Below are 13421 nucleotides of genomic sequence, written 5' to 3' on the forward strand. Positions count from 1 at the left end.
AGCCGCCCCGGCCGCCACCGCGTCCCCCGCCTTCGCGTGCGCGCGGGCCTCCACCAGCCGGAAGAAGCTCATCGTGCGGGCGGTGGCGAGACCGCGGTTGCGCTCCAGCGCGGCCTGCGCGAGGTCCACGCCCTCGTCCGCGAAGCCGCGATAGGTCGCCTGGAGGGACATGGAGGCGAGCACATAGCCGCCCAGCGGTACGTCGGCGGCGGCGCGCGCCAGCCGCAGCGCCTGGATGTAGTAGCGCTGGGCGGCCTCCTGCTGTCCCGTGTCGAAGGCCATCCAGCCGGCCAGCCGGGTCAGCTCGGCGGTGGCCCCGAAGAGCCCCCGGCCCACCTCGTCGCTGTACGCGCCGAGGAGCAGCGGTGCCGCGTCGACCCGCAGGCACTCGGGCACCATCGACGAACGCCAGTCCCCGCCGCCGTACTTGGAGTCCCACCGTCTGGCGTCGGACGCCGCCTCGCGCAGCTTGGCCACATCGCTGTGGCCCACGCGCAGCGGTGAGACCTCGCCCGACGGGTCGGAGCCCTGGCCGGGGCCCTGACCGCCCCCGCCGTGCGCTCCCTGCGCCGCCTCCGCGACCGCCGGTTCCCTGGCGACCGAGGAGTCGGCGGGGGTTATCAGCCACCGGGAGGCGGGCGTCGCGTAAGCGCTCACTGCGAAGGATCCGGCCAGGGACTGCCAGATGCCGCCGCTGCCCGCGCGGCGGCCCGCCAGGTCCAGCCGGTACAGCTCCGTCGCCGCGCGCACGGCCTCACCCACGTCGCGCGGGAAGGCCAGCCCGACCTCGGGGGCCGGATCCGCGTCCGCGAGGCCGATCTCATGGAGTGGGACAGGACGTCCCAGTTTGGCTCCGATGGCCGCTGCGATGAGATGGGGCGCCGCACCCTGCGGAACCATCCCCTTCGAGACCCATCGCGCCACGGAGGTCTTGTCGTAGCGAAGTGTCAGACCGCGCTGCGCCCCGAGGTCGTTGACCCGCCGGGCGAGGCCGGCGTTGCTGATTCCCGCGAGGGCGAGAACGGTGCCGAGCTTTTCGTTCGGCCCGCGTAGCTCCCTGGACATGCGTCACCCCTCGACACACAGACGGCCGCCGCGTCCGCGGCATAGGCGCGCGGCATTCGTAAACCCAGCGTAGTTCGCCACATCCCGACCGTTAAGGGGCGGAGTTCCGTATGGCGGGATTGTTGTCCGTGCTCCGTCCGGGCGTCCGGGCCCCGAGCGGCACGCCGTGCTCCGGGTGTGTAGCGTGCGCCCGGCCGTGCGCTCTTGGCCCGGCGGGAGCGGGAGCGCTTCCATGAGACCTGCGTGGGTCGGCCCACTGCGTACTGGAACCAGTGGGCTGGGGGATACCGCCGCCCCAATCCCCGCGGGCGGTGGATCAGTCCGGGAGGCGGCGAACGCCTCCCGGACTGAGCGTGTGCCGGTGCTGAAGTGCCGTGCGGAGCCCGGAGTTTGGCTGAAACACGTCTGTCGAGGAAGCGCTCCCGAAGCGCCGTTTCCGCGCCAAACGGCCAATGCCAGGGGCGCATTCGCATTTCCACGCGTGCTCCCGTAGGCCCTCCTGTGCGCTGTTGTCGTGGCAGCATGTTCCCGAACGGCTTCGGTTTCGGGCTGCTCGGAGTGGGTTGTTCAGCCTACTCTGTGGGCTCTTGAGCCTACTTCTCGACTTGTCCACAGGCTGTGGAGGCGGCGATGCGCTGGTTGGTGGGATGGAGCAGTATCGCCGCGCGCTTCGGCTCGGCCGTAACCAATGGTTCGGCCGGAGCAGGCGGTTCCGGAGGGTCCGGCGGTCCGGTCGGTCACGCGGGGTCCGTCGGTTCCGCGGGGTCGGTCGGCGAGGACCACGAGGGCCGCGGCGTGCATCCCGTCGGCTCCCAGCTCCTGTGGGGCGACCCGGATCCGCTGTGGGCCGTGGGCGACTGGCGCCCCGACGAGATAAGGATCGTCAGCGTCGACCCCTTCACCAGGCTGGCCGTCCTGGGCTGCTGCGCGGCCGGCGACGAGGAGCTGCGCGTCGGGCTGTTCGCCGCGCGCGGCGGCGCGCTGCGCCATCTCACCGCCTGGCCGGGCAGTTACACGGCGGTCGCCCAGATCGGCCGCCGGATCATGGTCGCGGGCGATCTGGCCGGCGCCAGGCCCGTCTTCTACACGCCCTGGGCGGGCGGCACCGCGTACGCCACCGCCGCCCTGCCGCTCGCCGATCTCATCGAGGCCCAGCTCGACATCGGGCATCTCGCCGCGCTCCTCGCCTGCCCCGAGACCCCGGAGGCGCTGCGCGACTCCACCCCGTACGACGGCGTCAAACGCATCCCGCCCGGACACGCGCTGGTCCTGCGCGAGGGATCGCGTGAGATCACCGGGTACGAGCCGGTCGCCTCCCTCGCCGTCGCCGGGCCCCAGCGGGACCCGGACCGTGCGGTGGAGGGCGTACGGGACGCCCTCGTGGAGGCCGTACGGGCCCGGCTCATGGCCCCGCGCCACGCGCCCGAGACCATGCCGCCCGATCCGGGGCCCGTGCCCGGTATGGGGCCCGCCGAACGGCGCGCCGCGCGCGGGGGACCGGTCCCCGGCATCGGCGCCGATCTCTCCGGCGGCAGCGCGTCGGGCACGCTCGCGCTGCTCGCCGCCGGGCTGCCGGGCGCGCCCGGCACGGTCCTCGGGCACGGCACCGGCGCGGGGGAGCGGCTGCTCGCCGTCACCTTCAACGACCTGGCCACCGGCAGCCGCGACGAGGCCGAACTGGAACGTGCGCGGCTGATCGCCGCCAATCCCCGGCTGCACCACGTGGTCGTCGCGGCGGGCGAGGAGGCCCTGCCGTACGCCGATCTGGAAGGCCCGCTCACGGACGAGCCGGGGCCCTCGCTGGTCACGGCGGGACGCCACCGGCGCCGGCTGGCCGCGGGCAGCGCCGACCACTTCACCGGGGACGGCGCCCGCGAGGTGCTCGACGCGCATCCCGCACGCCTGGCGGATCTGCTGCTCGACCGGCGCAGACGCCATCTGCTGCATCCGGTGACCGCGCTCGCCAGGGCCGAAGGGCCCTCGCCCGCCTCGCTGTTCATCCCGCTCACCGTGTACCGCGCGGCGCGGCGGCTGGCCCGTACGCCGTACCGCACCGGCCTCGAAGAGGCGGCGGCCCGGCTTCCGCAGGCCAACAGGGCGGTGCTGTCCGCGTCCGCGAACGGCCCGCTGGGCGCCTCGCTGGCCGCTCTCACCTGGTCGCGGCCCGGCCCGGCCGCGCGCTGGCTGACGGGAGAGGCACTCGCGGAAGTATCGGTTCGGCTGTCGGCGGCGGCGATCCGGCCCACCTCCGTGCAGCGTCCCGGGGAGGCCCGCGCCCGCGCCGCGCTGGCCCGGCACGCGGCGGACCACCGCGTCTTCGAACAGGCCGCGGAGATCCGCAGCCAGCGGCTGCACGCGCCCTTCCTCGACAACCAGGTGGTACGGGCCTGCCGCGAGCTGCCCGAGGCACTGCGCGTCCAGCCGGGCGCCCGCGCGGAGATCCTGCGTACGGTCCTGGCCGGAGCCGGGATCCACGACCTTCCGCCCGGCTGGGGCGCGACGTCCCGGGCGGGTTCCGCCGCCGCCACGCGCGCGGGGCTGCGTACCGCCGTCGGCGAGCTGATCAGCCTCTTCGACGCGCCCCTGCTGGCCGACGCGGGCCTGATCGAGGCACGTGTCGTACGCAAGGCGCTGCGCGCGGCGGCCGAGGGCGAGCCCGTACCGCTCGACGGGCTCGCCGATCTGGTCTCCACCGAGCTGTGGCTGCGGCGCCTGCTGTCCCGGCGGGGCACCTGCTGGACGGGTACGGCGGCGCCGCGCCAGCGCGCGGTGGCGGGCGTGGTGGTGCCGAGGCCGACGCTGCACCAGTAGGCGCGCGAACCGGCCGCGCCGCCGGGGCGCCTCAGAGGCAGCTGATCCGGGACTGCGCCCAGTCGGCGAGCGCCACCGCGCCGAGCGGCCGGTGCGGCTCGACCACCAGCCGGATCGTCCTGCGTCCCGCGATGCCCACCTGTACGGGTACGGCCGGGTCGCCCCCGCGCAGCACGGGCGAGCGCCAGAGCCGTTCGCCGTCCCCGTACAGGGAGAAGCGCACCGAACCGAGCCTCCGCGTCAGATCGTCCACGCCGACCAGGGCCGCGTAGGTGGCACAGCTCCGGTTGAGATCGATGACGACCGACGACGACGCGTGCGTCGTCACACCGTGCGCGTACCGGGTGCCGCCGATGGACAGGTCCGAGCGCTGCCACAACCAGCTGCTTCCGACGAGCCGCACCTCGGGCTTGGTCTTGTCACCGAAGAGGTCGTACGACAACTGGTTCACCTGATAGTCCGCCGGAGGGGGTGGCGGCTTCGGGCTCGGCGTGGGCTTCGGTGCGGGCGGTACGGGCGGCGCCGGCGCCTTGGTCGGCACCGGCGGCGCGGGCTTGTCGGGTGCCGGCCTGGCGGGGGCGGGCCTCGGTGTCCGCACCGGTTTCGCCGAGGGCGCCGGCTTCGGCTCCGCTGTCGGCTTCGGCTTCTGCGCGGCGGGCGCGGGCTTCGGCGCGGGGGGCCGGGGCGACGGAGGCGAGGGCACCGGCTCCGGCGGTACGGCGGGCCGCGCGACCGGCGGCCTGGCCTGGGGCGGCTGTTCCGGCTGCGCGTCGTTCACCAGCGCGTACACCAGCCCGGCCGCCGCGGCGACGGCCACCAGCCCGGCGATACCGGCCTTCGCGGGCGCGCCGAGCCCCTCGGACACGGCGGCCCCGCCGGAGGCCGCCCCGCTCGCCGCGCCGCCCGAGGCCGCGCCCGCACCTGCTGCCGCACCCGCCGCCGTTCCCGTTCCCGCCGCCGCGCCGGAACCCGTGGCCGCCGCTGCGGCGCCCGCTCCCGCCGCGCCCACGGCGCCGCCCGCCACGATCCCGGCGGCCTTGAGCGCGTAGCCCGCCGCGAACCAGCCGATCACCGCGACCGGCAGCAGCGCCGGGATCGCGGAATTGACATGGGCCAGTTCACCGGCGGCCAGACGGCACTTGGCGCACTCCTCCAGATGCTTGCGCAGCCCGCGCTCCGCGCGCGTCCGCAGACCGCCCCGGGCGTACGCGCCGAGCCGGTCCGCGTACCGGGCGCAGTCGCCGCCCGAGGTCAGCGCGGCGTTCACATGGGCCTGCAAGTAGGCCTGCTTGAGCCCCTCGCGCGCCCGACTGGCCAGTACCGCCGTGGCATTGGCGCTCAGCCCGAACAGCGGTGCGACCTCGCTCGGCGACTCCTCCTCGACCGTGGTGTGCCAGAGCACCGCCTGCCAGCGCTCGGGCAGACTGCGGAAGGCCCGCATGGCCATGGACTGCTCGGCCTCGTGCATCGCGAGCACGTCCGCGCCCAGATCGAGGGTGTCCGCGTCCGAGACCTCGGACGAGCGGACCGCCTGCGCCGCGAACACCGCGAAGTCCTCGACCAGTTGCTCCCGCTTCGCGGACTTCGTCCAGGAAGCGGCCACCCGCCGTACGGTCGTCAGCAGATAGGCGCGCACCGCCTGCTCCGGCCCGGCTCCGCCCCGGACCGCCTGCAAGGTACGGGCGAACACCTCGGCCGTCAGATCGTCGGCCGTGTGCGTGTCACGGCAGCACGTACGGGCATAGCGGCGCACCGCGGGCGCGTGCCGGCGGAACAGTTCCTCGTACGCGCTGTCGTCGCCGTCCCGCATCCGCTGGATCAGATCGGCGTCCGACGAAGGCGCCGCGGCCGTCTCCTGATCGGCCACTTCGGCCACACCGGCCACGGGCAGCTCGACGGTGTCCGCCGGATCGGCCGGGGACGAGGACGCGGCGGCAGACGAAGAGGCAGCCGAGGACGCGGAGGGAGCCGAGGCCGGGGCCGGTGGCGGGGGAAGGCGCGGGGAGAGGGACGGGGACACACCGCCGAGGCGTTCGCGCTGCTGCGGCACACAGCTCTCCGCGTCGCCCGCCCCGGAGCGTGAACCGGTCGAGGGACGCGGCACCCGGCCGCCGGGCACCACCGGACCCGGCACCTCCTTGGGCCCGCCCTGGCTCGGCACCTGTCGCCGAGCCGCTCCGCCGGGTTCCGTGTCGCCGTCGGCACCACCGCCACCGAGCGGCTCGTCCCGTCCGTCACCGCTCATCGCGGAAGCCCCCGTACGCGCCCTCTGAACGCTCCCTCTGACCCCAACACCGGGACAGAGTGCCACAGAGCACCGCGATGCCCGGCCCTTCGCGCCGGGCAACCACTCATCCGGGGATGTTTCCCCGGGTCCCGCATGAACGTTCACTCGTTCGGGGAAGCCTCAACGGCGTTTACCGCCAAGTCAGTTCGAAGACGGCCGGCCCGGCCCGAGCGGAGCAGAGAACGGCGGCCGGAGGACGGCGGACGGCGGACCGGACCGGAACCGAGCCGCTGCGCGGCCACCCGGCCCGCGGCGAAGAAACGAACCGGCCCGCCGCCCGCGACGACCGCCCCGCGACCGCCGCCCGCGACGACCGCCCCCGGTCACCGCCCGCCCGCACCGCCCGCTACACCGGCCGCGACCGCAGCCCCTCCAGCAGAATGTCCAGCAGCCGTGCCGAAGCCGCCGCCTGCTGCGCCGCGTCCGGCAACGACGGCGCGGCGGTGGCTATCACCAGCAGTACATCCGCGACGGACACATCGCCGCGCAGCTCACCCGCGGCCCGCGCCCGCTCCACGAGCTGCCCGACGACCTCCAGCAGCTCCATCGCGCCCGGATCGTCCAGCTCCTCCGGCGACAGCTGATGGCCGATCACCCGCAGATCGGGCGCGCCGGCCTGCCGCTGCTGCGGCACCCGCGCCTCGTCCTGTCCGCCCCGGCCCGCCGACACGTCCTCGACGTCCACGCCCACCCGCAGCACATGCGGCGGAAGCAGCCGTCCCGCGCCCGAGGCGACCGACGTACGCAGAAAGCGGGAGAGCGCCGACCAGGGCTCCTCCTCCTGGCCCAGCGCCGTACGCGCCTGGTCGGTCAGCCGGGAGGTCTCCTCCTCGGCTATCCGCCGCACCAGCACGTCCTTGCTGGGGAACCGCCGGTACACCGTGCCGACCCCGACCCGGGCCCGCCGCGCCACATCCTCCATCGGAGCCCCGTACCCCAGCTCGCCGAACACCTCGCGAGCCGCGCGCAGTACATGCTCCAGATTGCGCTGTGCGTCCACCCTTAACGGTGCCGAGCGGGCCGTCCCGCCCGTCCCCGCCCGTCCGTCGCCGTCCGTGACGACGGCAGTCTGCCAATGCGAATCCTGAATGTGCATAACCGTTCCCCCGGTAATGATGTCTCCCCCCGGAGACCCCCGCCTCGACAGCCGAGCGTGCGGACCCAGTCACGGACCGGACACGCCGACGAGGTACGAACATAGTTGAGCCCGGGTCAATTCAGAAGAGGGTAGTTCCGCACGGAGCGCCCCCCGATCGGAGCAAGGACCGGAAGATGCCTGATTCATCCGGCGCCCACCACCCCCGGCGCCCCCGCTGACCTGCGTTCCTCCGCCAATACCTGCGGTTTTGCCCGTCCGGGGCCGCTGACGGCCTCCGGTCACACAATCTGTCGTGGCTGTGGACAAACACCGGACCCCGTTGCGTCATGGGATGGTGAAGGCTGAGATCTCCCCGGGAACGACCCCCGCACCCACGCCCGGTGCGCGCATTCTGGTTGTCGGCGGCGGCTACGTCGGGATGTACACGGCGCTGCGCCTCCAGCGGAAGCTGAAGAACGGCGAGGCCGAGATCATCGTGGTCTCTCCCGAGCCCTATATGACATATCAGCCGTTCCTGCCCGAAGCGGCGGCGGGGAACATCTCGCCACGCCATGTCGTGGTTCCGCTCCGCCGTGTGCTGGAGAAATGCACGATCATCATCGGCGAGGCCACGGCCATCGACCACGCCAGGCGCACGGCCACCCTCAAGACCCTCGCCTCCGAGGAGGACGGCACCGGCACCGTCGAGATCACCTACGACGAACTCGTCCTCGCGCCCGGCTCCGTCTCCCGTACCCTCCCGGTCCCCGGCCTCGCCGAACACGGCATCGGCTTCAAGACCGTCGAGGAGGCCATCGGCCTGCGCAACCATGTCATCGAGCAGATGGACATCGCCTCCTCCACCCGCGATCCCGCCATCCGCGACGCCGCCCTCACCTTCGTTTTCGTGGGCGGCGGTTACGCGGGCGTCGAGGCCCTCGCCGAACTGGAGGACATGGCCCGCTACGCCTCGCGGTACTACCACAACATCAAGGCCGACGACCTGAAGTGGATCCTCGTCGAGGCCACCGGCCGCATCCTGCCCGAAGTCGGCGCCGAGATGGGCGTCTACGCCGTACGCGAACTGCGCGCCCGCAACATCGACGTACGGCTCGACACCCGCCTCGACTCCTGCGAGGACCGCGTCGCCGTGCTGAGCGACGGCGCCCGCTTCCCCACCCGTACCGTCGTCTGGACCGCCGGGGTCAAGCCGCATCCGATCCTGGCCGCCAGCGATCTGCCGCTCGACGCGCGCGGCCGGCTGCGATGTACGGCCAGGCTCTCCGTGGACGGCGCCGAGCACGCGTGGTCGGCCGGTGACGCGGCGGCCGTGCCCGACCTGACGGCCGACGAGCCGGGCAAGGAGTGCGCGCCCAACGCACAGCACGCCGTGCGCCAGGCAGGAGTTCTCGCCGCGAACATTCTCGCTTCGCTGCGCGGTGAGCCTCTTCAGGACTACCGTCACGCGTACGCGGGTTCGGTTGCGTCCCTGGGCCTCCACAAGGGTGTGGCGCACATCTACGGCCGTAAGCTCAAAGGCTTTCCGGCCTGGCTGATGCACCGCGTGTACCACCTCAGCCGTGTCCCGACCTTCAACAGGAAGGCCCGCGTCCTCGCGGAATGGACCCTATCCGGGCTCTTCAAACGGGAGATCGTCTCGCTCGGCTCGCTGGAACACCCGCGTGCCGAGTTCGAACTCGCCGCGGGCGGCGAACGACCCAAGGACACGTGATGTCACCCACGTCACCGTCCCCAGGACGCCGCGGACGCTAGGACCGTACGGAACGGCGGCGCACGGCCGACCACGGCCGGGCACAGCCGGCGTCAACGACCCGAGTACGACCCGAACACGGCCGACGCCCCTGTCCGTGCGCCCGGCCACACCGGACGTGTGACCATAGGTGGGTTCACATCTGCACAGAGTGATCCGGCCCGCTCGGCGCAACCGGCCCCGACGAACCGCCAGGCCCGACCAGCCCGGCCAAGACGAACAGTTACACGACACCATGAGGCCTGAGAATCCGTGAACTTCACGCGTTGGAGCGCCCGCCTCCCCGGTACGCAGCGCCGCGCCGCCGCGCGGACCGGCCGCGGTTCCGTGCCCGCGGCCCGTGCCGAGTACGAACAACGGCCCCACCCGACGACGGACGCCCCCGCCCTCGAAGACCTCTCCGTCGGCGAGATCCTCGGCGGGCTGCCCGCGCTCGTCGCCCTCGTGTACGGCCCGGAGCACCGGGTCGCCTACGTGAACGACGCGTACGCCACGGCCTTCGGCCCGCGCGCACCCGGCACCGCCGCGGCCGAGAGCTGCCCCGAACTCGCCGAACTGGGACTGCTCCCGCTGCTGGACCAGGTGCTGCGCAGCGGCAAGCCCCGCACGGTCAAGTCCCGCAAGGTCCAGGTCGTGGGCGAGGGCTCGTACACCGTCACCTGCACGCCCGTCGACTGCCGGGGCACCGGCGGCGTGCTCGTCTTCGCCGCCGATGTCACCGCCCACGCCGAGGCGGCCGAGCGGCTGCGCACCAGTGAGCGCAGACACCGCAAGACCGCCGTCACCCTCCAGCGCTCGCTCCTCCCGCAGGAGTTGGAGCAGCCGGACGATCTGCGGGTCGCCGCCACGTACCAGCCGGGCGGCGAGGACGCCGCGGTCGGCGGCGACTGGTACGACGTGATCACGCTCGGCGCCGGACGCACGGCACTGGTCATCGGCGATGTCATGGGCCGGGGTGTCCGCGCGGCGGCCGTCATGGGCCAGCTCCGTACCGCCGTCCGCGCCTACGCCCGGCTCGACCTGCCGCCGCACGAGGTGCTCCAGCTCCTCGACGGACTCGCCGCCGAGATCGACGCCAGCCAGATCGCCACCTGTGTCTACGCCGTCCACGACCCGAACGAGGGCCGGCTCGTCTACGCCTCCGCCGGCCATCTGCCGATCCTGGTGCGCGCGGAGGACGGTACGGTCCGGCGCGCCGAGGATCCCACGGGCCCGCCGCTCGGCACCGGCGGCTGGCTCCACAGCTCGGGCACGATCCCGCTCGCGCCCGGTTCCACCGCCGTTCTCTACACGGACGGTCTGGTCGAGCGCCGCGGCGAGGACATCGACGAGGGCGTCGCCTCCCTGGAGCGCGCCCTGGCCGGCGCGCAGGGCTCACCGCAGGTCGTCTGCGACCGGCTGATCCGCTCGCTCGGCGTCACCGCCGACCATGACGACGACGTCGCCGTGCTCGTCCTCCAGTACCCCTCCCGTACGGGCCCGGACGCGGAGCTGTTCCACAACGCGGCGCTCGATCTGCTCGGCGGTGTCGAGGCGGCTCCGCGCGCCCGCGCCTTCGCCACGGGCGTTCTCGCCTCCTGGCGCTTCCCGGTCGAGCTGTGCGATCTGGGCGTGCTCGCCACCAGCGAACTGGTGGCGAACTCCCTCCAGCACGGCACTCCGCCCATGCGGCTCAGACTCCGGCGCACCGACCGCCGGCTGATCATCGAGGTGACGGACGGCGACGAGCACCTGCCCCGCCGGCGCAGGGCGGAACCGGCGGACGAGGCGGGCCGCGGCATCTCGATCATCGCGACGATCGCCTCGTCCTGGGGCTCACGCCGTACCCCGGGCGGCGGAAAGGCCGTCTGGTGCGAATTCGCGCTGCCGCACTGACGCGTACGGGACGACCGGTGGTGTGTAAGGGACCGGAGTGCGTACGGGACCGGAGTGGCGCGTACGCACGGGACCGCTGTCCGGGGAGGGCGGACAGGACCGGCGTACCGGAAGGGCTCAGCCGACCGAGGCCGGCACCTGCTCGGCGGCCTCCGGCCGGTGCCGGGCGACCAGACGCGAGGCCGACACGAGCGACGGCTGATCCTGTACGGGCGTGAGCCGCCTGCCCAGCCGCAGCGCCAGCACGCTGATGCCCAGCGAGAACAGAACGAACGTCACGATGTACGGACCGTGCAGCGTGGCCCCCATCGGCCCGCCCACCGCGGGTCCGACCGCCAGCGCGAGCTGCTTGACCAGGGCGAACGCCGAGTTGTACTGCCCGACCATCGACTCCGGCGCCAGATCGGCGACCAGCGGCGCCACGGTCGGCGACAGCATCGCCTCGCCGAGCCCGAACAGTGCGTACGTGGAGATGAGCGCGGCCGTCGCCATCGTCCGGCTGCCATGACCGAGCCCGGCGAACCCCGCGACCAGCCAGGCGAACGCCCAGATCAGCCCGACCACCGCGATCACCCGGCTGCGCCTGCGCCGCTCCACCAGGCGCAGAACGACGAACTGCGCGACGACGATCACGGCGGTGTTCGCGGCCAGCGCGATCCCGAGCGTCGACGGATCGATCCCGGCGGCCTCGGTGCCGTACGCGGCGAGCCCCGACTCGAACTGCCCGTAACACGCGAAGAACACGACGAACCCGAGCACGCAGAGCTGGACCATGGCGCGATGCCCGAGCATCGTCCGCAGCCCGCCGCCCCTGGCGTTCTTGACCGCGACCGTGACCGCGGCCGGCCGGGGCAGCCGGACCGTGGCCGCGATGGCCGCCAGTACGAGGAACATCACGGCCTCGACACAGAAGAGCAGCGTGAACGTGCCCGGCCGGCTCGCGTCGACGATCTGCCCGCCGATCAGCCCGCCGACCCCGAGCCCCAGGTTCGCCAGGAAGAACTGGGTGGCGAAGGCCCGGGTCCGCGTCGACGGGGTGGAGCACCACACGATCATCGTGGCCAGCGCGGGCTGCATGACGGCGGTCCCGGCGCCCAGCAGCGCGGCGGACAGGACGGCCGTCGTGACGCTCCACGACAGCCCCATGGCGAACGCCCCCATGGACGCCAGCACCGCGCCCGTCACCAGCACGGGCAGCGGCCCACGCCGGTCGATGACCCGCCCGGTGAACGGCAGGACGACCAGCGCGGCCAGGGCGAAGACCGCCAGCACGGCACCGGCCGTACTCGCGCCCAGGTTCCTGACCTGGGCGACATACACATAGAGATACGGAACTGTGAACCCGAGCCCGAACGCACTCAGCGCGTTCCCTGCCTGGATCCGGCGCATCGCAGCGCCCGTCGCCCTGGTCACACTCACCTGCCTCAGAAGATCGGAAGACCGAAGAAGAAGTACGAAGAAGAAGTACGGGGAAGACACTCAAGCTTGAAGACTTCGAAGCTAAAGTTAGGACCTCAACAATACACACCGAAGGACTTCGATGCCAACGGAGTTCCGTGGGATACTGCCCCGATGCCAGACACCTCCGAGAAACCCGGCCCACCGGGTCCCCAGGAACCGAGCCTCGACGAGCAGATCGCCGCCTACCAGCGGGAGTTCCACGACCTCGACCCACAGGTCGAACAGGTCGTCTCGGCGCTGGGCCGGCTCAATCGCCGGATGAACGTCTCGTACGGCCGCCACCTCGCCGAGCTGGGCATCAGCAACGCCGAGTGGGAGGTCCTGAAGACCCTGGTGGTCTCGGGAGCGCCCTACCGGCTGGGCCCGGGGGAGCTCGCCAAGCGCCTGGGACTCACTCCGGCCGCCATGACCCACCGCATCGACCGCATGGCCGGCGACGGTCTGGTCACGCGCGACCGCGACGAGAACAACCGGGTCCGGGTCATCGTGGAGCTGACGGACGAGGGCCGTACGAAGTGGCTGGAGGCGATGCGTATGGCCTCGCGATTCGAGGAGGACCTGCTCCAGGACCTCTCCGTCGACGAACGCCGGGGCCTCGGCGAGATGCTGATCCGCCTGCTGCGCCGAGTGGAACACGCCCAGCCGGACGCCGGAGGACGGCTGACGGACCTGGGCTAGGACCGGAGTGTCGGGAGGGGTGTGAGGTTCGTTTGACACACCCCAGGCCGATCCGTAAGGTTCTTCGAGTTGTCACGGGCCCGGCACGGATCCGCGACAATCACTTATGCCGCAGCAGCGGCACCCCAACTCAGCACGATCTCCCGGCCGGGATGTATTTCGGCATGCCGAAATACATTTCGAAGGCCCGATTATGAGTCGCCCGGGAAATCCGCTAGAGTTCGGGACGTCGGAACGGCCGAAGGGCCGGGAAGGCAACCCGCTCTGACCGGGAATCAGGCCCGAAAGGATCTGATAGAGTCGGAAACGCAGGACAGCAAGACAAGCAGAACAGCAAGACGGTAAAACAAGCAGGACAGCAGGACAAGTAAAATAGCAGGATCGAAGGGAAATGC

General features: G+C 72.5%; 8 protein-coding genes. 4 read left to right on the top strand and 4 right to left on the bottom strand.

What is annotated here, in order from left to right; translation table 11 throughout:
* A partial coding sequence (locus BFF77_RS19530; RefSeq protein ID WP_066951442.1) for an NsdA family TPR-like regulatory protein occupies positions 1–1065 on the bottom strand: 1065 nt, incomplete at its 3' end.
* Between the two features lie 630 nt (positions 1066–1695).
* On the opposite strand from BFF77_RS19530, the gene BFF77_RS19535 reads away from it, so the two are divergent.
* The gene (locus tag BFF77_RS19535; RefSeq protein ID WP_066951445.1) at positions 1696–3876 is read left to right on the top strand and encodes an asparagine synthase-related protein; all 2181 of its coding nucleotides are present in this window, start codon (positions 1696–1698) and stop codon (positions 3874–3876) included.
* A 31-nt stretch (positions 3877–3907) separates the two neighbouring features.
* On the opposite strand, the gene BFF77_RS19540 is transcribed toward BFF77_RS19535, so the two are convergent.
* Both BFF77_RS19540 and BFF77_RS19545 read right to left on the bottom strand, forming a co-directional pair.
* Entirely contained in the window at positions 3908–6121 is a 2214-nt protein-coding gene (locus BFF77_RS19540; RefSeq protein ID WP_066951446.1) for a sigma-70 family RNA polymerase sigma factor, read from the bottom strand.
* 388 nt (positions 6122–6509) lie between these two features.
* A complete protein-coding gene (locus tag BFF77_RS19545; RefSeq protein ID WP_066951450.1) occupies positions 6510–7259 on the bottom strand; it encodes a TetR/AcrR family transcriptional regulator in 750 nt (249 codons plus the stop codon).
* 334 nt (positions 7260–7593) lie between these two features.
* On the opposite strand from BFF77_RS19545, the gene BFF77_RS19550 reads away from it, so the two are divergent.
* Positions 7594–8973 (top strand): NAD(P)/FAD-dependent oxidoreductase, encoded by a 1380-nt coding sequence (locus BFF77_RS19550; RefSeq protein ID WP_066951453.1) that lies wholly within the window; start codon positions 7594–7596, stop codon positions 8971–8973.
* Positions 8974–9264: 291 nt separating this feature from the next.
* Positions 9265–10887, top strand: coding sequence for an ATP-binding SpoIIE family protein phosphatase (locus tag BFF77_RS19555; RefSeq protein ID WP_066951455.1), 1623 nt, complete (start codon positions 9265–9267; stop codon positions 10885–10887).
* A gap of 117 nt (positions 10888–11004) precedes the next feature.
* On the opposite strand, the gene BFF77_RS19560 is transcribed toward BFF77_RS19555, so the two are convergent.
* Positions 11005–12300: an MFS transporter gene (locus BFF77_RS19560; RefSeq protein ID WP_066951458.1), complete on the bottom strand. Its 1296-nt coding sequence runs from the start codon at positions 12298–12300 to the stop codon at positions 11005–11007.
* A 159-nt stretch (positions 12301–12459) separates the two neighbouring features.
* Between BFF77_RS19560 and BFF77_RS19565 the strand changes: the two genes are divergently transcribed.
* Positions 12460–13026, top strand: coding sequence for a MarR family winged helix-turn-helix transcriptional regulator (locus tag BFF77_RS19565; protein WP_066951460.1), 567 nt, complete (start codon positions 12460–12462; stop codon positions 13024–13026).
* Positions 13027–13421 lie beyond the last annotated feature (395 nt).

Origin of the sequence: Streptomyces lushanensis (assembly GCF_001700515.1) — a bacterium.
GTDB classification, from domain to species: Bacteria; Actinomycetota; Actinomycetes; order Streptomycetales; family Streptomycetaceae; genus Streptomyces; species Streptomyces lushanensis.

What these genes read in the sequence shown, in the direction of transcription:
- BFF77_RS19535 (WP_066951445.1), top strand. Translation starts at nt 1,696, where the DNA reads ATGCGCTGGTTGGTGGGATGGAGCAGTATCGCCGCGCGCTTCGGCTCG.
- BFF77_RS19545 (WP_066951450.1), bottom strand. Translation starts at nt 7,259, where the DNA reads ATGCACATTCAGGATTCGCATTGGCAGACTGCCGTCGTCACGGACGGC.
- BFF77_RS19550 (WP_066951453.1), top strand. Translation starts at nt 7,594, where the DNA reads ATGGTGAAGGCTGAGATCTCCCCGGGAACGACCCCCGCACCCACGCCC.
- BFF77_RS19540 (WP_066951446.1), bottom strand. Translation starts at nt 6,121, where the DNA reads ATGAGCGGTGACGGACGGGACGAGCCGCTCGGTGGCGGTGGTGCCGAC.
- BFF77_RS19565 (WP_066951460.1), top strand. Translation starts at nt 12,460, where the DNA reads ATGCCAGACACCTCCGAGAAACCCGGCCCACCGGGTCCCCAGGAACCG.